This window comes from Oceanisphaera marina (assembly GCF_014643915.1).
Classification (GTDB): domain Bacteria; phylum Pseudomonadota; class Gammaproteobacteria; order Enterobacterales; family Aeromonadaceae; genus Oceanimonas; species Oceanimonas marina.
Window position 1 is genome coordinate 88,526 of sequence record NZ_BMKE01000011.1, and the last position, 21,653, is coordinate 110,178.

General features: G+C 50.7%; 17 protein-coding genes and 5 tRNA genes. 9 read left to right on the forward strand and 13 right to left on the reverse strand.

Features of this window, described 5'->3' with window-relative positions; all coding sequences use genetic code 11:
• Positions 1–68: 68 nt before the first annotated feature.
• The 4 genes from IEW52_RS08385 to IEW52_RS15915 all read right to left on the reverse strand — a co-directional run bounded on the left by IEW52_RS08385 (position 69) and on the right by IEW52_RS15915 (position 5,237).
• Complete coding sequence (locus IEW52_RS08385; RefSeq protein WP_188629618.1) at positions 69–266, reverse strand: hypothetical protein; 198 nt, start codon at positions 264–266, stop codon at positions 69–71.
• Positions 267–413: 147 nt separating this feature from the next.
• Positions 414–3,491, reverse strand: coding sequence for a multidrug efflux RND transporter permease subunit (locus IEW52_RS08390; RefSeq protein ID WP_188629619.1), 3,078 nt, complete (start codon positions 3,489–3,491; stop codon positions 414–416).
• Between the two features lie 12 nt (positions 3,492–3,503).
• Positions 3,504–4,643 (reverse strand): efflux RND transporter periplasmic adaptor subunit, encoded by a 1,140-nt coding sequence (locus IEW52_RS08395; RefSeq protein ID WP_188629620.1) that lies wholly within the window; start codon positions 4,641–4,643, stop codon positions 3,504–3,506.
• A 27-nt stretch (positions 4,644–4,670) separates the two neighbouring features.
• On the reverse strand, positions 4,671–5,237 hold the full coding sequence (locus IEW52_RS15915; protein ID WP_188629621.1) for a TetR/AcrR family transcriptional regulator: 567 nt from the start codon (positions 5,235–5,237) through the stop codon (positions 4,671–4,673).
• Positions 5,238–5,463: 226 nt separating this feature from the next.
• On the opposite strand from IEW52_RS15915, the gene IEW52_RS08405 reads away from it, so the two are divergent.
• The 6 genes from IEW52_RS08405 (at position 5,464) to IEW52_RS08430 (ending at position 7,354) form a co-directional block, all read left to right on the forward strand.
• A tRNA-Arg gene (locus IEW52_RS08405) sits at positions 5,464–5,540 on the forward strand.
• Positions 5,541–5,573: 33 nt separating this feature from the next.
• A tRNA-His gene (locus tag IEW52_RS08410) sits at positions 5,574–5,649 on the forward strand.
• Between the two features lie 33 nt (positions 5,650–5,682).
• A tRNA-Leu gene (locus IEW52_RS08415) sits at positions 5,683–5,768 on the forward strand.
• 152 nt (positions 5,769–5,920) lie between these two features.
• Positions 5,921–5,997: transfer RNA gene (locus IEW52_RS08420), tRNA-Pro, on the forward strand.
• 43 nt (positions 5,998–6,040) lie between these two features.
• Positions 6,041–6,117: transfer RNA gene (locus IEW52_RS08425), tRNA-Pro, on the forward strand.
• A gap of 418 nt (positions 6,118–6,535) precedes the next feature.
• Positions 6,536–7,354, forward strand: coding sequence for an IclR family transcriptional regulator (locus tag IEW52_RS08430; RefSeq protein WP_188629622.1), 819 nt, complete (start codon positions 6,536–6,538; stop codon positions 7,352–7,354).
• Between the two features lie 260 nt (positions 7,355–7,614).
• On the opposite strand, the gene IEW52_RS08435 is transcribed toward IEW52_RS08430, so the two are convergent.
• The 6 genes from IEW52_RS08435 to gcl form a co-directional block, all read right to left on the reverse strand.
• Positions 7,615–8,853, reverse strand: a complete 1,239-nt coding sequence (locus tag IEW52_RS08435; protein WP_188629623.1) for a saccharopine dehydrogenase family protein — start codon at positions 8,851–8,853, stop codon at positions 7,615–7,617.
• Positions 8,854–8,905: 52 nt separating this feature from the next.
• Complete coding sequence (locus tag IEW52_RS08440; protein ID WP_188629624.1) at positions 8,906–10,009, reverse strand: carboxynorspermidine decarboxylase; 1,104 nt, start codon at positions 10,007–10,009, stop codon at positions 8,906–8,908.
• Positions 10,010–10,233: 224 nt separating this feature from the next.
• A complete protein-coding gene (locus tag IEW52_RS08445) occupies positions 10,234–11,688 on the reverse strand; it encodes a YfcC family protein (protein ID WP_229667859.1) in 1,455 nt (484 codons plus the stop codon).
• Between the two features lie 549 nt (positions 11,689–12,237).
• On the reverse strand, positions 12,238–13,125 hold the full coding sequence (gene glxR / locus IEW52_RS08450; RefSeq protein WP_188629625.1) for a 2-hydroxy-3-oxopropionate reductase: 888 nt from the start codon (positions 13,123–13,125) through the stop codon (positions 12,238–12,240).
• Positions 13,126–13,231: 106 nt separating this feature from the next.
• Positions 13,232–14,014 carry a hydroxypyruvate isomerase gene (hyi, locus tag IEW52_RS08455; protein WP_188629626.1) on the reverse strand — a complete coding sequence of 261 codons (783 nt, stop codon included), beginning with the start codon at positions 14,012–14,014 and terminating at the stop codon, positions 13,232–13,234.
• Positions 14,015–14,081: 67 nt separating this feature from the next.
• Complete coding sequence (gcl, locus tag IEW52_RS08460) at positions 14,082–15,857, reverse strand: glyoxylate carboligase (RefSeq protein WP_188629627.1); 1,776 nt, start codon at positions 15,855–15,857, stop codon at positions 14,082–14,084.
• A gap of 723 nt (positions 15,858–16,580) precedes the next feature.
• Between gcl and IEW52_RS08465 the strand changes: the two genes are divergently transcribed.
• Positions 16,581–17,222: a phasin family protein gene (locus tag IEW52_RS08465; protein WP_188629628.1), complete on the forward strand. Its 642-nt coding sequence runs from the start codon at positions 16,581–16,583 to the stop codon at positions 17,220–17,222.
• Between the two features lie 42 nt (positions 17,223–17,264).
• On the opposite strand, the gene phaR is transcribed toward IEW52_RS08465, so the two are convergent.
• Positions 17,265–17,804, reverse strand: coding sequence for a polyhydroxyalkanoate synthesis repressor PhaR (phaR, locus tag IEW52_RS08470; protein WP_188629629.1), 540 nt, complete (start codon positions 17,802–17,804; stop codon positions 17,265–17,267).
• Positions 17,805–18,058: 254 nt separating this feature from the next.
• Between phaR and IEW52_RS08475 the strand changes: the two genes are divergently transcribed.
• Positions 18,059–18,541: an FKBP-type peptidyl-prolyl cis-trans isomerase gene (locus IEW52_RS08475; RefSeq protein ID WP_188629630.1), complete on the forward strand. Its 483-nt coding sequence runs from the start codon at positions 18,059–18,061 to the stop codon at positions 18,539–18,541.
• Positions 18,542–18,818: 277 nt separating this feature from the next.
• Here IEW52_RS08475 and IEW52_RS08480 read toward each other — a convergent pair whose 3' ends face one another.
• Entirely contained in the window at positions 18,819–19,274 is a 456-nt protein-coding gene (locus IEW52_RS08480; RefSeq protein ID WP_188629631.1) for an aminoacyl-tRNA deacylase, read from the reverse strand.
• A gap of 463 nt (positions 19,275–19,737) precedes the next feature.
• Here IEW52_RS08480 and IEW52_RS08485 point away from each other — a divergent pair, with 463 nt between their 5' ends.
• Positions 19,738–20,874 (forward strand): Abi family protein, encoded by a 1,137-nt coding sequence (locus IEW52_RS08485; protein ID WP_188629632.1) that lies wholly within the window; start codon positions 19,738–19,740, stop codon positions 20,872–20,874.
• Between the two features lie 428 nt (positions 20,875–21,302).
• Here the strand turns inward: IEW52_RS08485 and IEW52_RS08490 are convergent.
• Positions 21,303–21,653 (reverse strand): hypothetical protein (locus IEW52_RS08490; protein WP_229667860.1); only part of this gene is annotated, 351 nt, incomplete at its 5' end.

The window sequence follows — 21,653 nt, forward strand, 5'->3', positions numbered from 1 at the left end:
AGTCTAGGCACAGCAGCAGGCCGGGGCAAGCCCAACCGCAAGAAGTGAGGGGTAGAGCGCAAGGCTGTTTATTTCAGTTCATCAAACGGGCGTTGTTTTTCTTTTTCCAGTACCAGCTCTTCCAGCACCTGTACGCGCTGGCGCAGCTGTTGATTGTCCGCCTCCAGTCGTTGCAAGCGCAGGCTGATATCGGTTTGATTGCGCCCCTGGTGTACTACCAGCAAGACAGCTCCAATGGCCAGGCCAAATAACAGTATCCACATCATCTTGCTCTCCTGACATATCCCTTTGTTATCAGCCGTCAGTGTACGATAAACAGCGATTTATTTTTTAGCCAATAAAAAGGGCTGCATCAGCAGCCCTTTTTCACCTTATGACGTTCCAGCCAGATCAACGGCCTTTTTCAACAGCGGCTAATGGCTATCCAGCACCTTGGGAGCCTGATCTTCATCAAACTCCGGCAGTGGCTTGTGATGGGAGGCGATGAAGGTATAAATCACCGGCAACACAAACAAGGTAAACAGGGTACCGATACTCAGGCCAGACACGATAACAATCCCCATGCCAAAGCGTGAAATGGCACCGGCACCCACCGCAAACAGCAGCGGTATCAGGCCCGCCACCATGGCGGCGGTGGTCATCAGAATGGCGCGCAAACGAATGCGGGCGGCAACCCGAATCGCTTCGGTACGGTCCAGCCCGTGATTAAGCTGTTCTTCCTTGGCGACCTCACACATCAAGATACCGTGCTTGGTAATAATCCCGACCAGGGTGATCAGACCCACCTGAGTATAAATGTTCATGCTGGCCAGCCCCCATGCCAGGGCAATCAGGGCGCCGGAAATCGCCAGGGGTACCGAGACCATGATCACCAGAGGGTCACGCACACTTTCAAACTGCGATGCCAGCACCAGGAAGATGATGAACAAGGCCAGCAGGAAGGTCATGTACAAGGCGTTGCCTTCGGTCACAAACTGGCGGGCGCCACCCAGATAATCGTGGTTATAACCATTGGGCAGATTGGCCGAGACATCCTGCTCCAGGAAGTTGATGGCATCCCCCATGGATACCCCCGGCGTCAGCACGGCACCTATGGTGGCCGAGTTCAGCTGGTTGTAATGGGGCAGGGCACGAGGCTGAGCTTCCATGGTAATGGATACCAGGTTGGCCAGCGGCACCATGTCGCCATTGTGGGCACGCACATAATAGTCTTTGATGGAGTCTGGGTTGAGGCGGTCTTTACGATACACCTGCGGGATCACCTCGTAACTGCGGCCATCCAGATCCACACGGTTGATATAGCCGTCACTCATCATGGTCGACAGGGTAATGGCGATATCCTGCATGGTAATACCGTAAGCACCGGCCTTGTCCCGGTTCACCTTGATCTTCATGGTGCCCGAGTCAAACGCCAGGTCCAGCTCGCTGTAGACGAACATCGGGCTTTGGCTGACTTTTTTCAGCACGTCGGCCGCCACTTCATACAGGCTTTCAAACGAGTTGGGTGTGGTCAGCACATATTGCACCGGCAAACCGCTGGACGCCCCCGGCAGCTCAGGGAACTCGAAGGCACTGATCGCCACCGCCGGTATGGCCTTCAGCTGGGGGGTCAGCCTGTCGATAACGGCTTTTTGACCGTCACGCTGACTCCATGGCTTGAGTACGGCGACCGCCAGCCCCTGGTTGGCATTGGGCACACCGGCAATGGTCAGCGAGGTGGCCAGGGCATCTTCCTTGCTCAGCACCTCTACCGCTTTGCGCATGTTGTTCTCGATGTAATCCAGGTTGGCCGAGTTGGGCGCTTTTGCCATCATCAAGAAGGCACCGCGATCTTCACTGGGAGCCAGTTCGCTGGGAATAAAACTGAACAACACCGGCATGGAGGCAAATACCAAGACCGCAAAGGCGATCACCACCGGACGCTTGGCCAGCACCGCATCCAGCATGCGCGTATAACCGCGAGTGACCTTGTCGAGGGTGTTTTCCACGCCGCGCTCAAAGCGGTTGGGGTTGGTGTGGGCTTTAAGCAGCTTGGAGCACATCATGGGCGACAGTGTCAGGGCCACTATGCCCGAGATAAATACCGCCCCCGCCAGCGTTAACGCAAACTCTTTAAATAACGAACCGGTAATGCCGTCCATCAGGGCTATCGGCGCATACACAGCGGCCAGAGTAATGGTCATGGTAATCACCGGCACCGCAATCTCACGAGTACCGATAATGGCGGCTCGGTAGGGCGTTTCCCCGGCCTTGATATGGCGGTCGACGTTTTCCACCACCACGATGGCATCATCCACCACCAGGCCGATGGCCAGCACCATGGCCAGCAGCGTCATCAGGTTGATGCTGAAACCAAAGGAGCTCATCAAGATGGCTACCCCAATCAGCGACAACGGAATGGTCACAATCGGGATCACCACGGCCCGCAGCGAGCCCAGGAACAGAGTGATCACGATAACCACGATCAGCGAGGCTTCCAGTATGGTTTTAATAACCTCACTAATAGACTCGTTAATGGCATCGGTGGCGTCATACAGCAACTTCATCTTGATGGTGTCGGGCATGTTGCGTTCAAGTTCGGGCAACATGGTTCGTACGTTTTCTGCCACATTCAGCGGGTTGGCGGAAGGCGTAGGGTCAACACCAATCACCACGGCAGACTGGCCGTCAGCCAGGGCACGCACTACATCATGACTTTTTTCCAGTGAGACCTGGGCAATGTCACGCAGTCGCACCACGGCGTCGTCACGGGTGGCCACCACCAGTGATTCCAGCTGTTCGGCATTTTCTATCTGGGTATTGATGTCGCTGTTATACAGCATGAAATAACCGGTTGCCTGACCTGCGGCTGCCTGGTAGTTGTTGGCTTGCAGCACCGACAAGACTTCGGGTGCGGTCAGCTGGTGGGCTGCCATGCGCAGCGGATCCAGCCAGATACGCAGCGCAAACTTGGCACCACCAAACAGGTTGATCTTGGCCACCCCGTCTACCGAGTAAAACTGCGGTCGAATTACCCGCTCCAGATAGTCGTTGATCTGGGGCGCATTCAGCTCTTCACTGCTGAAAGAGATATACATGATGGAAGTAGAAGAGCCAGTGGTCATTTCCAGGCTGGGATCTTCTGCCTCGCGTGGCAGTTGCGAACGCACCGAGTTCACCCTGGCCAGAATATCGGACAGGGCGGCATTGGAATCGGTGTTCAACTTCATTTGCACGGTAATGCTGGAGCTGCCGTTACTGCTGCTGGAGCTCATAAAGTCGATGTTATCGGCCTGCGCGATAGCCTGTTCCAGCGGCTGGGTAATAAAGCCCTGGATCAAGTCGGCGCTGGCGCCAAAATAGCCGGTATTGACGGTGATAACGGTATTGGTCATTTCGGGGTATTCACGCACCTGCATTTTTTGCAGTGCCTGCAACCCCAGCAATACGATCAGCAAGCTGATCGAAATGGCCAGTACCGGCCGTTTAATAAAAATATCGGTAAAACGCATCAGATTCTCCGCTTACAGCTGGGGCGCTGACTCAGGCGTGTCGAGGGCGTCGTCTTCCACCGGCTTAACATGGCTGCCGTTGGATAACCGCACCTGACCCGAGGTCACTATGGTTTCGCCCGCTTTCAGGCCCTTGATCACGCGCGCATAGTCTTCTTCACGCTCGGCGACTTCGATCACTCGTTGCGTGGCCACCAGCACAGTGTCATCTGCTGCCTGTTCCTTGCCTGCTTCAGGTTGCTGTTCTTCTACCACGTAAACGGTTTGACCATAGAGGGTGAAGTTGATGGCCTGCTGAGGCACCAGAATCTGTGCGGTTTGGGTGGGTAGCTGCACATCCAGCTTGGCGAACATGCCGGAGCGCAACTTGCCTTCCTTATTGGGAATGCTCGCCTGCACCTGCACCACGCCCGAGTCGGGATTGATTTGCGGCTCGATGGCGGTGATTTCGCCTTCGAAGGGGGTCTCGGGATAGGCATCCACAAAGATATTCAGTGACTGACCCACGGCAATGTCGGCGATGCGAGTCTGGGGAATGGTAAAGCGAATGCGAAACTGGCTGATGTCTTCCAGACGGGCAATATCGGTACCGGCATTCAAATACTGGCCCAAAAAGGCGTTGCGAATCCCCATCACACCATCAAACGGTGCGAGCACGGTGCGACGCGCTATGGTGGCTTTCAGCGAATCAACCTGGCCGAGCAGTTCCTGGTAGCTGGCCTGGGCATCATCCAGCTGACCCCGAGAGACAGAGCCGCGGGCAAACAACTGGCGCATCCGCTCCAGGTTGGCTTTTACCGCCGGTAGACGACCTTGAGCACTGCGCAAGTTGGCCTTTTCTACATCGGCATCAAACTCCAGCAGGGTGTCGCCTGCCTTCACTTGCTGGCCAGATTCAAAGTGAATCGCTCTTACTATGCCTGCAGATTCGTTACTGATATTAATGCCCTGAATCGGCTCGATAAAACCAATGGCGGCAATGCGGGGCGTCCAGTCCTGAGAGGTGATTTCAGTGGTGGTCACCGGGAAACTCGGCACCGGCATATTGGCAAAATATTGCCCCATCATCTTCTGTTTGAACAAGTTAAAGCCGATGACGCTGCCGAAGATGATGATCACCAGCAACAACATGGACAGAGTCCATTTTTTCATTAGTTTACTCCCGCAACTTTATAATAATTAACGTTTAAGAATGGCGTTCCAGCTGGCATCAAGTAGTTGCTCATACAGGGCGTCATCGAGATCAATACACCCTTTGGTGCATTTTTGTGTCAGCAGCATTAAATTTTCGAGTGCCAAAAAGCCCAGCAGCTCGGCCGGCATATCGCGAAACAAGCCGTTGATGCGCCCGCATTCAAAGAACTCATACACAGGTTTAAAATAGCGCTCATCCATTTGCCGCTCTTCTTCCCGATTGAACAGGGGAGAAGCTTCATACTGCACGCGATAGCACAGGCTGTCGGGGCTGGCCTGTAAATGATGCATGGTATTGAGCCACAGCTGGCGAAACTGAGTATAGTTTGGTTCTTTGGCATCTACATTTTGCAAGATAGCAGCAGATGCACCACGCAGACGTTCTTCATGCAAACAGCGTAGTAGCGTCTCTTTATCGGCGAAATAACGATAAATGGTACCGATAGCCACATTGGCCTGCTTTGCCACCTGTTGCATCGAGATGCCATGAAACCCCCGGCGGGCGATCAACGCCTCGGCGGAGCTTAAAATACGTTCGCGTTTGTCTGGCATAGCATTACCGTTATCAGGATAAAAAGGTATATGAATGAACGTTCATTCATTTTGTGGGATTTTAGGACTTTTCACCTATAAGTCAATGACTCAACTAGCAAGCTGTTGTCAGTCTAGATAAAAAAATAGCCACACTGCCGATAAATGCATCACCCGCACTTTTGTTGTGAAAAAGTGCTGGACAATAAGGGGGCTGGGTCTTAGTATTCGCAGCGTCCAAATGCGAGCGCCCGTAGCTCAGCTGGATAGAGCGCTGCCCTCCGGAGGCAGAGGTCACAGGTTCGAATCCTGTCGGGCGCGCCATCTATGCAGTTGGACAAAGAAAAATTTGAAATGGTGACCGTAGCTCAGTTGGTAGAGTCCCGGATTGTGATTCCGGTTGTCGCGGGTTCGAGCCCCGTCGGTCACCCCAGTTTCAGGCTTCGGTCTGGAAGCAGTAGAATATGCGAGGGTGGCGGAATTGGTAGACGCGCTAGCTTCAGGTGTTAGTGTCCTATGGATGTGGGGGTTCAAGTCCCCCCCTTCGCACCACTGCTTCAATGAGTTGTAATTGTATTCTAACGGAGTACAATGCAGAAAGTTAAAACGGCGTTTAGCGCAGCTTGGTATCGCATCTCGTGTTTTGGGATTAAGCGGACCAGAGGGTGCGACCCGATGGTAGTTCAAGAGTTAAGAGTAAATTTCGGCGTTTAGCGCAGCTTGGTAGCGCATCTGGTTTGGGACCAGAGGGTCGCAGGTTCGAATCCTGCAACGCCGACCAATTCCAAAATCAGCGAAGCTGGTTTGCAGTAAAAAGTTAAAAACGGCGTTTAGCGCAGCTTGGTAGCGCATCTGGTTTGGGACCAGAGGGTCGCAGGTTCGAATCCTGCAACGCCGACCAATTAAAAAGCCAGCTCAAGTAGCTGGCTTTTTTTCGTCTGCATTTTAGGTAAAGGGTGATGCGTAAAGAGTGAAGGGCAAAACCAAGCCAAGACAAACACCGCCCCTTGCTGGGCTGGACCTTGTATCTCGCACTCTCTGCACTCTTCCCCTTTACGCTTCACCCTTCACGGTATTAAGCGCATCTCGTGTCTTGGGAGTAAGCGGGGCCAGAGAGGGTGTTTCGCAGGTTCGAATCCTGCAACATCGAGCACTTCAAAAACCAGCTTAACGGCTGTTTTTTCGTCTGCGATTTACATAATTGTCAAAAAATCTCTAAGCGCAGCTTGATAACGCACCTTGTTACTCAGAAACAAGCAGGACTTGGCGGCGAAATAGCCATACAATGGCGTTAACTCTCTGCAGATCATGGCAATATCATGACCGAAGAAATCAAACATAAGAAAACGAAAGCTGCCAAAACGGGCAGCAGTACCCAAGTGCAGTCTCTTTCTCGTGCGTTATTGCTGCTTGAGTGTTTGGCCGCCTCCGATATGGGGATGTCACTTACCGAGGTGGCCAATAGCCTGGGGTTGGCACCTTCTACTGCCCATCGCTTGCTGAACAGCTTGCGCAGCCACGACTTTGTGGACGTAGACGACACGCAAGGGTTGTGGAGCATAGGCGTGAATGCCTTTGCGGTAGGTAATGCCTACCTGAAAAAGCGCGATGTGATCGCTCAATCGCGGCCCTTTATGAAGCGCCTGGTGGCGGATACCGGCGAAACCTCCAATCTGGCGATACTAGAGAAAGACCGAGTAGTCTATGTGGGCCAGGTGGAATCGCCGCAAACCATGCGCATGGTGGTGTCACTGGGCAGCAGTTCGCCACTGCATGCATCTGGCGTGGGCAAGGCGCTATTATCGGTAGTGCCGGCCAAAGAGGTCATGTCACTCATCAAAAAAACCGAGATGGAGGCATTTACCGCCCATACCATTACCAATGCCGAACAGTTCGCCGAAGAATTGCGCCTTATCAAGCAACAGGGCTACTCGCTGGACGATGAAGAGCAATTTGAAGGTCTGCGTTGTATTGCCGCCAATATTTATAACGAATACGGCGAAGCGGTCGCTGCTATCTCTATCTCCGGACCCGCAGTACGCGTGAAGCGCGAACGGTTAGATCACTTGAGCCAGCAGGTCATGGATGCTGCCCAGGAGGCCACTCAGGCCATCGGCGGCAAAGTTCCTAAAAAATAAAAACATCTTCGCAACGGAATCCACGGAACCCACTGAAAGTTAAGATAAAGATTAGGGCGAATGTTTACTGGGTCATAACTTCGGCCTGACAAGATAAGGGCTCTCTACCTATTTGTTTTATTCGTCCGTGGTTTCTGTGCTTTTCGTAGTAAAGAGGTGTGGCAAAAAATGCTCTTTGAGTTTTATGACTTAAAGTTGCTTCAACGCATAAAAAAGGCCAGTCCGGTGGACTGGCCTTTTTGATCATCAAGCGGCTGGGCTTAGAAGCTCAGCGGGCGATCGCCTTGTTCGTCTTTAATGCGCGTTGGCAGACCCATTTCATTCAACAGATTGATAAACGGACGGTGCGGCAGCTCTTCTACGTTGACCATGCGCGATACATCCCACTCACCAGTGGCGATCAGCATGGCAGCCGCGACCGGTGGTACGCCGGCGGTGTAGGAAATCCCCTGGCTGCCTACTTCGGCATAGGCTTCTTCATGGTCGGCTACGTTATAGATAAAGACTTCTTTGTCCTTGCCGTCTTTTTTACCCTTGACCACATCGCCAATACAGGTTTTGCCGGTGTAGTCGGGGGCCAGTGAAGACGGATCGGGCAGCACGGCTTTAACCACTTTCAGGGGCACCACTTGCTGGCCTTCGGCGGTCGTTACGGGTTGCTCGGACAGCAATCCCAAGTTGTTGAGTATGGTGAATACGTTGATGTAGTGTTCACCAAAGCCCATCCAGAAACGCACGTTGGGCACATCCAGATTTTGCGACAGTGAATGCACTTCGTCGTGACCGGTCATGTAGCTGGTTTGGCTACCTACCACCGGCAGATCGTCGGTGCGCTTCACCTCGAACATCTTGTTCTGCACCCACTCGCGGTTCTGCCATGACCAGACGCGACCGGTAAATTCACGGAAGTTGATTTCCGGGTCGAAGTTGGTGGCAAAGTAGCGGCCGTGGCTGCCGGCGTTGATGTCGATGATGTCGATGGAATCAACGCTGTCGAAATATTCTTTTACGGCGGCGGCGGCATAGGTATTCACTACGCCCGGATCGAAGCCTACACCCAAAATAGCGGTAATGCCCTTGTCGGCACACAGCTGCTTGCGTTTCCACTCGTAGTTGGCATACCAGGGTGGATTTTCGCAGATTTTGGTCGGATCTTCGTGAATAGCGGTATCAAGGTAAGCGACACCGGCTTCAATGCACGCCTGCAGCACCGACATATTGATGAAAGCCGAACCGACATTGATCACCATTTGCGACTGTGTTTTGTCAATCAACGCCTTGGTGGCTTCAATATCGAGCGCATCCAATGCGTGAGCTTGCAATTCACCGGCAGTTTTCAAACTGCCCTTTTCCCGTACGCTGTCGACAATCTGCTGACACTTTTCGACAGTGCGCGAGGCGATGTGGATGTTACCCAGAACATCATTATGTTGCGCGCACTTGTGTGCTACGACTTGGGCGACACCACCGGCACCAATAATCAGAACATTTTTCTTCATTTTCTTCCTCTAACCGCCTCCTTGAAAGGCTTTGTTATGGTTGATTAATGCCTCAAGAGAGGCTGTTGACAAAGTCGTCGAAACTAAACTCCTTAACCAGCTCTACACTACCGTCGAGCTGACGTATGGCAATGGCGGGCATTTTCACGCCATTGAACCAGTTTTTCTTTACCATTGTGTAACCGGCGGCGTCGATAAACGACAAACGATCACCTACCTTGAGCGGCTGCTCAAACTTGAATTCACCAAAAATATCGCCGGCCAGGCAGGATTTTCCGCACACCATGTATTCATGTTCGCCGTTATTGGGCGCCATTTTGGCGGACTCGCGATAAATCAGTAGATCCAGCATGTGCGCTTCAATCGAGCTGTCCACTATGGCCAGTTGTTTGCCATTGTAGAGAGTATCCAGCACGGTCACTTCTAGCGAGGTGGTCATGGTAATGGACGCTTCACCTGGCTCAAGATACAGCTGCACGCCGTAGCGTTCGGAAAAGGCCTTAAGGCGGGCACAGAAGAGATCGAGCGGATAGCCATCACCGGTAAAGTGAATGCCGCCCCCCAGGCTGACCCAGTTGATCTGCGGCTGTTCCAGCAGGCTGCCAAATTTGTTTTCTATTTCGGTCAGCATCTGATCGAACAAGGAAAAATCGTTGTTCTCGCAGTTATTGTGGATCATGAAACCGGATATCTGGTCGAGCACCAGGCTCACCTTGTCGGCATCCCATTCGCCTAAACGGCTAAAGGGGCGCGATGGGTCGGCGATTAAAAAGGCAGAGCTGGACACGCCCGGGTTTAAGCGCAAACCGCGCACATGCGCCGCCGACTCATCGGCAAACCGTTCCAACTGACCAATGGAGTTGAAAATAATCTTGTCGGAGTGGGCCAACACTTCGGCTATTTCGTCGTCGGCATAGGCCACGCTGTAGGCGTGGGTTTCGCCGGCAAACTTGAGTTTGCCGAGCTTGACTTCGTTTAGCGAGGACGAAGTGGTGCCGTCCATGTATTGGCTCATCAGGTCGAATACCGACCAGGTGGCAAAACATTTCAGCGCCAGCAGCGCCTTGGCTCCAGAGTGTTCACGCACATAGGCGATCTTCTCCATGTTGCGCAGCAGTGCGGCTTTATCGATGAGATAGTACGGCGTCTTAATCACCAGGGCATACCCTCTTACTCGGTTTAACCACCCGGCGATAGCACGGGAAATTTAAAGCGCACGATTATAGTGGAAAGGGCGTACTGCTTCGAGCAAAAAGTGTCGGTATACTTTTTGTTCGAAGCAGTTATAGGAGAACAGGTTTCGTTCAGACCCCGGTGTGCGCACATCCAGCGACTAAAAAGGCCTCCCGCAGGAGGCCTTGTGAAATAATGATAACTCAGTTAGCCAACCCACTGGGTGACTTGAGCAAAAATCAGAAAGCCCATGGCAATGGTAATCCAGACTACGAACAGGGGCAGGAAGAACTTGACCCATTTGTTCCAGGACACGCCGGCCAAGGCTAGAGTCGCCATGAAGTAACCCGAAGTCGGATATAGAATATTGCCCAGCCCATCACCCAGCTGATAAGCCAGTACGGCGGTTTGACGAGTCACGCCAACCAGGTCTGCCAACGGAGCCATAATGGGCATGGTCACCAGTGCCTGGCCACTGCCTGATGGGATGACAAAGTTAAAGCCGAGTTGGGCGATAAACATGCCAATAGCGGAGAAAATAGCTGGAAAGCCACCTACCAGGTTACCCAGGCTATAAACCAGGGTATCCATGATCTGACCATCTTCCAATATTACCGCCACCGCTCGGGCGATACCGCAAATCATGGCGCCGACCAGTACGTCTCGGAAACCTTCGTTGAAGCCTTCACTGATTTCTTCGGTTTTAAGACCGGCAATCAGACCGACTACCACGCCCATGATGACAAACAGACCGGCCATTTCCATCATGAACCAGCCGCGGGTCATTACACCCCAAACCAGTAATGCGAAGAAACCGAAGGCGGCGAGAGAGGCCCATTTCTGACGAGTTGTAGCGGTAAGCGTTTTCTCGCTGGCACTGTGTAGATACCGGTTTCGTTTTTCCTGTTCCTTGGCATCATCGCCCATCAGGCTCAGTTCTGGATTATTACGTACCTTGAGTGCATAGCGGGTCACATAAAAGATACCGACCAGCAAGATGACGGCAAACGCCAGGGCGCGTAGTAGCATGCCTGAGTAGATAGGCAGATCGGCCAGCTGTTGGCCCAGGCCGGTATTAATGGGGTTCAGTATACCGGTGGCAAAGCCGGCAGTAGTGGCACAGAGGGCCACGCCGGCTGCGGTGATGGAGTCGAAACGCAGCGCTATCATCAGCGGCAGTATGACGGGCACATACACCAGCGCCAGTTCCTGGGTGCCGATAAGGGTGGCGATCACCGCAAACGTGGTCATCAATACCGGAATAATCACTATGGTGTTGTTGGCAAAGCGGCGAGTGAGCTTGTCGACGCCGATTTCGATAATGCCGGTGCGGCGCAGCACCATGAACATGCCGCCGATCATAAAGGTGAAAAACACCACAGTGCCGGCATCCATCAATCCCTTGGGAATGGCCAGCATAAAGTCGACGGGGCCAACCGGAGTCGATTCGATTACCTGGTAGGAGCTGGGGTCTATGGTCGTGCGACCATTGGGGCCGGGCACACGATCATACTGACCCGCAGGAACTATATAGGTCAGTACGGCGGCAATGGCGATGAACACAAACAAGATGACGTAGATATGCGGCATTTCGAACGATTTTTTGTTCTTTTTTACCGTATCACCTGACAGTCGATCTACCTGAGAAGTGGGCTCTATCATGATTCTCTTTCCCTGCATCAAGCACTGTATAAATTTATTTAATCGTTAAGGTGCTAACGCGTAGACACCACCTTTCGCTCATTTATTTACGAGACATCATGGCGACATGCTGGCTCGGGAGCATTAATAAAGTCTTGTTAACAATTTAGCAACGATAGATGAAGGATATTTACGTATTGTGTAACCGAGGTTATAAATTTGCATGCCGACAGTGGCATAGCTCTGAAAACTATGAAGGGGAAAAATCGCCGGTGTTTAAATAACAAGCATGTGACGGCTACTCGCGTCAGTTCAGTAAAGGGCTGTGACTGGTAAGCTCTAAAGGAGTCTTGTTTGAATTTTTCTCTTGGCGAGATAATGCGGGTGTATGGCGAGGGCAGTAGGAGGTGGATATTGTGACTAGCAGATGGCTGTGTTTAAAGAGGCGGGGCAGCACAAGCGATAATTAAGACCTAACACAAAGCCCCCTGAGTGAAAGCTCGTACTTATCGTTGCCTGCCCCAATTCTTACTTGCCCGTCAGTGCTACACCAACGGGCAGGTAGCGGGCTTACTCGCCGCGGATATTGTGGTTGGCCAGGTGCTCAAGCGCCTTAACCAGACCAGAGTGATCCCAACCAGCACCGCCCAGGGCGTTACAAGTGTTGAACAACTCTTGTGCGCCGGCAGTGTTAGGCAGAGAAACACCCAGTTCACGTGCGCCAGTCAGAGCCAGGTTCAGGTCTTTCTGGTGCAGTGCAATACGGAAACCTGGGTCGAAAGTACCCTTAACCATACGCTCGCCGTGCACTTCCAGGATCTTGGAAGAAGCGAAACCGCCCATCAGTGCTTCACGCACCTTGGCAGGATCGGCACCGGCTTTAGAAGCAAATACCAGGGCTTCTGCAACGGCTTCAATGTTCAGAGCAACAATGATCTGGTTAGCCACTTTAGTAGTCTGACCGTCACCGTTACCGCCTACCAGAGTAATGTTCTTACCCATGATTTCGAACAGAGGCTTGATCTTGTCGAACACAGACTGCTCGCCGCCAACCATGATGGTCAGAGTGGCGTTGATAGCACCAACTTCGCCGCCAGATACTGGAGCATCCAGGTAGTCTGCGCCAGTTTCGTTAACGCGCTTGGCGATAACTTTGGTAGCAATCGGAGAGATAGAAGACATGTCTACTACGATTTTGCCAGCAGTCAGGCCTTCGGCTACGCCGTTCTCACCGAACAGTACGTCTTCAACCTGTGGGGTATCGGGCACCATGGTAATGATAACGTCGGCAGCTTCAGCAACGGCTTTAGGCGTGGCCAGGGCAATGCCCTTGTCATTCACCAGGTCAGCAGGTGCTGCGTTGAAGTGCTCAGAGAAATACAGAGTGTAACCTGCTTTTTGCAGGTTCTCAGCCATGGGCTTGCCCATGATACCGGTACCGATAAAACCAATTTTCATCGTAAGTTCCTTTTTAGCTTGTGGGGACAGCAGATGCCAGGCCATTCAATGCCGGCATCCGCAACCTTGAAGATATGCAGTGCTGTTTAAGCAGCACAGTCCGGATTTAGCCCAGGTTGTACTTCTTCAACCAGGTCAGACCCGCTTCGGTGGTGGTGGCTGGCTTGTATTCGCAACCAATCCAACCGTCGTAGCCTACTTCGTCCAGGTATTTGAACAAGAACTCGTAGTTGATCTCACCTGTGCCTGGCTCGTTACGACCTGGGTTATCAGCCAACTGTACGTGGTTGATGTTAGACAGGTTGTTTTTAACGGTGCGCGCCAAGTCGCCTTCCATGATCTGCATGTGGTAAATGTCATACTGCAGATACAAGTTAGCGCTACCCACTTTTTCGCGGATAGACTGAGCTTGTTTGGTGTTGTTCAGGAAGAAACCAGGGATATCTAGGGTGTTAATCGCTTCCATTACCAGCTTGATGCCTGCTGCTTCCAGCTTATCAACGGCAAATTTCAGGTTGGCAACAAAAGTGGCTTCGGCTTCGTCATAAGACACGCCAGCAGGCTGAATACCGGCCAGACAGTTCACCTGGCTGTTACCCAGCACCTTGGCGTATTCAATCGCCTTGTCAACACCGGCTTGAAACTCTTCAACACGGTCTGGATGGCAAGCAATGCCACGCTCGCCGCCTTCCCAGTTACCGGCTGGCAGGTTGAACAACACCTGAGTCAGACCATTGGCATCCAGTTTGGCTTTAATGTCTTGTGCAGTTTCAGCATAAGGGAACAGATATTCTACACCCTTGAAGCCAGCCTTAGCGGCGGCGTCAAAGCGGTCCATAAAGGCCACTTCGGTAAACAGCATAGACAAGTTGGCAGCTAATTTAGGCATAACAATGTCCTTCATTAATTGGGGGCAAAAACAAGCCCAGCCTGATGGCTGGGCTTTAAGGTATTAATTAATCGAGCATTGAAATAGCAGTAGGGGCATCAACGCCTTTCTCTGCCAGTTCTTCAAACTCGTTAACCGCGTCAATTTCAACGCCCATAGACACGTTGGTTACACGCTCAAGAATCACTTCAACCACTACTGGTACAGAGTGCTCAGCCATCAGCTTCTTGGCTTGTTCCAGTGCAGGAGCGATGTCTTCTGGCTTGTAAACACGGATGGCTTTACAGCCCAGGCCTTCAACAACCTTAACGTGGTCAACACCGTACTCGCCCAGTTCAGGAGAGTTGATGTTTTCGAATGACAACTGAACACAGAAGTCCATGTCGAAGCCACGCTGTGCCTGACGGATCAGACCCAGGTAGGAGTTGTTTACCAGTACGTGGATGTACGGCAGTTTAAACTGTGCGCCAACGGCCAGTTCTTCGATCATGAACTGGAAGTCGTAGTCACCAGAGATGGCAACAACGTTGCGCGACTTGTCTGCAGCAACCACACCCAGAGCGGCAGGAATAGTCCAACCCAGAGGGCCGGCCTGACCACAGTTGATCCAGTTACGTGCGCTATACACGTGCAGGAACTGGGCAGCAGCAATTTGAGACAAACCAATGGTAGATACATAAGTCGTATCGCGACCAAATACCTTGTTCATTTCCTGGTAAACGCGCTGTGGTTTAACAGGTACGTTGTCGAAGTTGGTCTTACGCTGCATGGTGCGCTTGCGTTCTTGACACTCGGCAACCCAGGCAGAGCGATCTTTCAGCTTGCCAGCAGCTTTCCATTCCTTGGCAACTTCCAGGAACAGATCCAGAGCGGCGCCAGCGTCGGATACGATACCCAGATCCGGGCAGAATACGCGACCAATCTGAGTCGGCTCTATGTCTACGTGGACGAACTTGCGGCCCTTGGTGTAAACATCAACAGAACCGGTGTGACGGTTGGCAAAACGGTTACCGATACCCAACACGAAGTCGGATGCCAGTACGTTGGCGTTACCGTAACGGTGTGAAGTCTGCAGACCACACATACCTGCCATCAGCGCGTGGTCGTCAGGGATAGTACCCCAGCCCATCAGCGTAGGAATAACCGGCACGTTTACCAGCTCGGCAAACTCGGTCAGTTGCTTGTCTGCGTTGGCGTTGATAACACCACCACCAGAAACCAGCAGCGGCTTCTCTGACTCGTTCAGCATGGTCAGCGCTTTTTCGATTTGAATACGGTTAGCAGCTGGCTTGTACGCAGTCATTGGCTGGTAAGCTTCGGCATCAAATTCGATTTCAGCCATCTGTACGTCGAACGGCAGGTCAAGTAATACCGGGCCTGGACGATCTGAACGCATGAGGTGGAATGCTTTTTGGAAAGCACCGATCAATTGAGCTGGCTCAAGTACGGTAGATGCCCATTTGGTAACAGGCTTGGCGATAGACTCGATGTCTACAGCCTGGAAGTCTTCTTTGTGCATGCGAGCACGTGGTGCCTGGCCAGTGATGCACAAAATAGGAATCGAGTCAGCCATGGCTGAGTACAAACCGGTGATCATATCGGTACCGGCAGGGCCGGAAGTACCAATACAAATACCAATGTTGCCTGGGTTTGCACGGGTGTAGCCTTCGGCCATGTGTGACGCGCCTTCAACGTGGCGGGCCAGCACGTGCTCGATAGTACCCAGGCCACGCAGTGCTGCGTAGAACGGGTTAATAGCGGCGCCGGGAACGCCAAAGGCTTTAGTTACACCTTCCAGCTCAAGGATTTTGGCGACTGCCTCGATTGCTTTCATTTTAGCCATAATCGGTATCCATTCATCTGAGGTGCTCTCGGCACCATTGTTGATTATCCATGTAGTGGCGCGTGGTTTTCGCTTGGTGAAGCGATTAACAACCACGCAACCCGTAGTGTGATGATACAAAAAAAACTGTGACGATCAACCAATTTTTGGAAGTCATTTTTACAATACGGAAATTGTTAAAACGAAAACCTGGCGAAGGAGGCAGTTTGCATCATCATTTTATTCTTCAAGAGTGTATTGCTGTGGCACTGGCTTGGCTCATCACGGCTCTTGCCATGTCAGTCTTCGGTGTGAGAACAACGAGAACGGCCGTTGGCAACCCGACAAGTGTGACCCGCCGCACATATGATAACAATAATATGACCAAATAAACATTCGGTACAGTTTTGATTACATTTATGTGAACAATTAACTCATGAATTATTATATTTTTTTACCCTACAGGCGCAGGTGCAGCACAACGGGAGTTAAACAGCATCTGTGAGTTGTTTTGCTTACCTGTGCTGCAGCCTGAGGGGCGCTTGCCTGCGGACTATTGATGGTTTGGCAGGCTGAAATAAACGGTGGATGAGGCTTTGATTTTGCGGTGCACAAAAAAAGACTTGTAAAAGCGTTTTGTGCAGTGCAATAATGGGTTGTGCGCCGATGCTAAGAAATGAAGTGATGATGTTTTTCTTGCTGGCGTACTCGGCCAAGAGCCCCCCATTCTTCAGGAGATATACAATGTCATTATTCGATTTTTCTAAACTGCAAGCAGCCCAGCAAAGCAACTTGAACTTGCTGCAAGACCTGACCAACAATCTGGTTGCCGGCGCCACCAAGCTGGGCCAGCTGCAACAGAATTCGTTAACCGAATTGAGCTCCGCTCAGTTTGACTACACCAACAAGCTGTTGGCCGTACGCGACGCCAAGGAATTCTTTGAGTTGCAAAGTGCTTTCTTCAGCCCAAGCGCACTGCTGGATCGCCAGTTGGCTTTCAACCGTGAAGTGACCGCCGTATTAAGCGATAGCCAGCAGCAGATTGGCCAGTTTGCCGAGCAGCAGATTGCCACTGGCAACCAGCAGCTGAATGACGTGATTGAGCAGTTGGCCGGTCACGCTCCAGCAGGCAGCGAGTCAGCAGTAACCGCACTGAAAACAGCGGTTACCAATGCCAACGAAGCCTATGAGCAGGCACAAAAAGCGGCTAAAAACGCCACTGAAATTGCCGGAAATGCGGTAAAGCAGGCTGCCGAACAGTCTGAAAAGACGGCTCGCCAGGTTGTTGAAGCGACCGAGAAAAACCTGAACACTGCCACTACGGCAGCGGCTGCCCAGGCGAGCAACAATGCCAAGGCTGCTCGCGGTAATGCAAAAACCAACTAATAACGACTAATTACAGCGGTTATTCGTTTTAGGCGATAGGGGTTATTCCTTATCGCCTTTTTTGTCTTTGTTGTTTTCGGGATCGGCTTTTGGCTCGGTTTTGCTGCCAAAGCCGCCAAACAGGCCGAACATGTTTTGCGTGTTCATATAAAGATCACGAGACTGTTCAACATATTGACGCATCATGTCTTGCATCATGGGCACCTGACCGTGCATGAACTCGGTCCAGGCTTCTGATGATTGCGAGCCCGCCTGCGTCTGAATGTCGATCACCGACTGAATGCTTTCGTCCAGGTAGCTGCCCAGCACGCCCTGAAAGGGGCCATAGAAGCGGATGATGTTTTTCAGCATGGCGCTGGAGAAAATAGGGTTGCCGTCACTTTCGGCTTCCTGAATGATTTGCAGCAAAATGCTGCGGGTAATGTCTTCGCCGCTTTTGGCATCCACCACCTGAAACGGTTCTTCTTCTTGCACCAGCCGGCGTATATCCACCAAGGTCACATGACTACTGGTAAAGCTGTCGTACAGGCGACGATTGGGGTATTTCTTTATGATGCGGATATTGTCTTGGGTTTTGGACATGTGACATTGATTCTCGACAGCTAATTTAACTGTCAGTGTATCCCAAACCCCCATAGTGCTCAATTTGACAGACGGCAGCGCCGAGCGGCCGGCGCCCAGCACCAAGTTACACACCGTTTTTTGCTGTCATGCCGGACTGGCTGCGGTGTCTTTCTTTCGCTTGTCCGTTTTACTCTTCACACTTTACTCATCACCGGCCGTGCCATCTGTTATTATTTCACCCTATTTTTATTCAAGCTATAACGGGATCTTCGATGCAAGTTGCAGACAACACGGTAGTACAGTTCAATTACACCCTTAAAAATGAAGACGGCATGGTGCTGGACACCAACGTAGACAACGCGCCGCTGGCCTATTTGCATGGCCACAAGGGCATGCTGGAAGGCATTGAAAAAGCGATGACCGGCAAGGAAGAAGGCGAGAGCTTCAGCATCACCCTGACTCCGGAAGAAGGTTACGGCGAGCGTAAAGACGATATGATTCAGCGGGTACCGGTGAAGCATTTGCACGGTGCTAAAAACTGGAAAGCCGGCATGATGGCTACCGTTCACACCGAGCAGGGCGAGCGTCAGGTGACGCTGGCTAAGGTGGGTAAGTTTATGGCCGACGTAGACATGAACCACCCGTTGGCCGGTTTGACGCTGAATTTTGATCTGGAAGTGGTCAGCGTACGTGCTGCCACCGAAGAAGAAATTGCTCACGGCCACGCCCACGGCGAAGGTGGTCACCAGCACTAAAAGCAGTTTGAAGCGGTAAGCTTGAAGCTGGAAGACAACACCAAGGCAAAGACTGACTCGGTCTGTAGCTGATGCATAAAGTCGGGTAAAGGGCACTACTCCTCCGACTCGCCGTAAACCCTCCATGGGGGCTCAAACCGCGCCATCCTTGGCGCAGATGGTCGGCTGAGCAGACACCCTTTAGCTTCCCATTGGCATTTGTGTTGTCGGTGTGAACCAAAAACAAAAAGGCCGAGCTGTTGCTCGGCCTTTTTGTTGGGTGCGGCACACGCCTGGGCTAGCCGGAAAACTGTTTCGGCTGCACCAGTCTCAGGTAGTCTTTTACGGGCAGGCTGAACAGTTCTCGGTAGCTGCCGGCACTGAACACGATTTCTGGCTGGTGGGCGAGTTCGGCATCGAGATACACCGGCATTTCATACAGGTTGCCAAAGGGGGGCAGGGCACCAACCTGACAGTCGGGAAACTGCTCGCGAAAGTCGTTTTCATGTAGCAGGGTCACTTCTTTCGCCGACAGCGCCTGGGCGAGGGTGTCGGTATGGATCTTCTTGGGGGCGGGCACCACTATCATGGTCATCTGGCCATCCAGGGTCACGATCACCACTTTGGCCAGTACGCTGCCCGGTACATGGGCGACTTCTGCCACATCTTGTGCGGTAAACGCCGGCGAGTGGGTAATTACCCGATATTTGACCCCTTGTTGGTCCAGGTATTGTTGTAGTCGTTTGGCCGGCATAACATGTCCTCCTGTCTGATAGGAAATATCAGTTGAAGTATAGGACCCCAGCCGGAAGCGGTAAGCTTGAAGACAACACTGAAACATTAACCAAAGATAAGAACCGTCTTTGGCTGATATGGAGTGTGTATAGAGGCAGCAGGGTTGCTTACGCCGACGCGCTTAACCCGCATCCATGCGGCGCTCGGCAAATGCCGTCCCTGGCATTTGACGGTCGGCTACAGCAATCCCTGCTGCCTCTCTCGCCGGTGCGGTGTTGCCGGTGGGATATAAAAACTAAAGGCCGAGCAGGTGCTGGGTATTTTTATGTTAAAATATTCCAGCAAGAGACAGTTGAAGCGGCTTGTTAGGATATTATTGACATACAATATGATTGGCGTATGATTTATCCAACAGCGCCAATGTCCTCTCCTGATCTAGCATCAGTGACGTCTTGGCCTTTTTTTTGCCTAAAATTTATAAAATGATGCAACCTATTGAAGTTAAGCCATTTTTTGAATATGACGAACTCATTCAGCGCCTTATTGATAGAGGCATGCTAATTAGAGACCCATTAAGGGCTCAGCGGAAGCTGACTCAGGTTGGTTATTATAGGCTCTCTGGTTACTGGCACACATCACGAAAATTTAAGCGTGTAGAAAAGAGAATTCGACATGAAGATGAATTCCAAAAAAATACATGCTTTGAAAATATCTTCGAATTTTATCTATTCGATAAAAAGCTGAGGGTTGAGTTTTTCGATGCTCTTGAGAGGATAGAGATATACCTCCGTAGTATTATCGCGCATGAGCTTGGTAGAATTAACCCGCTAGCATATTTAGATAAAAAACAATTTTCTAAAGATGCTTTTAAGGCCGATTCTAAAATTCGTTATGATGACTGGTTAAGTCGGCAAGAGCGTTTAATTAAAAGTAGTAAAGAAGACAGCATTGAAGATCACAAAAGCAAGGGGAAGCCTCTTCCTATTTGGGTCGTCTCTGAAGTTTGGGACTTTGGTTCACTATCAAAACTATATAGTATACTGTCCGGAAAAAACCAAGATCTAATTTGTCACCGCCTAGGCCTTGATAGTCGTAAAGAACTCGACAACTGGTTAATTAATTTGAACGGAATACGTAATAGATGTGCTCATCATGCGCGTCTTAGTAATCGCTCTAACCCACGAACATTGTTAATACCTCGCAAAGGATACTTTAATTTATTGGCGTTAGATGAAAGCCAAAAAAACAAATTTTACGGTCTCATTTTCGTAATTGATTTTTTATTAAAACAGATTGGACCTAGTTCAACATGGATCTGCCGAGTTGCGGATCTGATAGATAAAAAGCCCGACATCCCTGGATTTACATACAGATCTATGGGTTTTCCAGAAGATGGGTTCCCAAGAAAATTATTCCCTGATACCGCCAAGCCTTATTCCGAAGTAGTAAAAAAGTCAGCTATAGACGAGTTAGAGCATAAGCTAGATCAGTTTTTATTTTTAAAAGATAAACTTAACTTTAAAGAAGTTGAAGCTAAAGACAGAATACGCTTAGAAGCTATAGCAGATAAGCTAATTAATCATTCATGTGAATTTGATGATTCTATTGATAGAGGTTAATGTTCAGGCTCCTTAAGCCTATAACTTTCTTATTGATGTTAAATTGCCGGTTAGTTCTAAAAATTTAAGGATGAGCAGATATTCCTCACTTTTTTTCTGGCGTTGTTGGCAGGTTGAGTGTGTGCATACAGCGTCAGCAAGGTTGTTTACGCCGACTCGCTTAAGGATATGCCACTCACAATTTTAGCCAGCTGCGAACATTCACTGGATGTTCGGTCAGGCTAAAATCGTTCGTCTCGGCGAGACAAGCTCGCCCCATCCGGCTTTGGCAAATGCCGTTAACCGCCGAAGGATGGCGGGAATGCCGAAATGGCAGGAGCATTTTTCGGCGCTGGCATTTGACGTTCGGCTCCAGCAATCCTTGCTGTCTTTCTCATCGGTGTGATATTGGCAGTGAGATTTAAAACTGCCAGACCAAGAAGATATAATTAATTTGAATATTTATTATACAATTCAAGCTTGGAATCTTCCACTTGACTTAATAGTGTTTCTTTTATTTTGCTCTGTGTTATTCCCGATTCATTATTTTTAAATCTTATTCCGTTTACACTTATCAATAGTTCAGCATCTAATGCTTCTTTAGTCATGAACTCTGTAAATTCAAAAGATATATTACAAGAGCCACTATGTTTTTCAAAGTCAAAAGTATAAGAAGCTTCTATTTTGTGTATTTTAATATGTTTATATAGATTTTTGTTTTTAATGAAAAAAGTAGAGTGCAGTTCTTTTCCTTGAATTCCAAGATTTTTAACATTTTCTTGCATCCATGATATTTCATC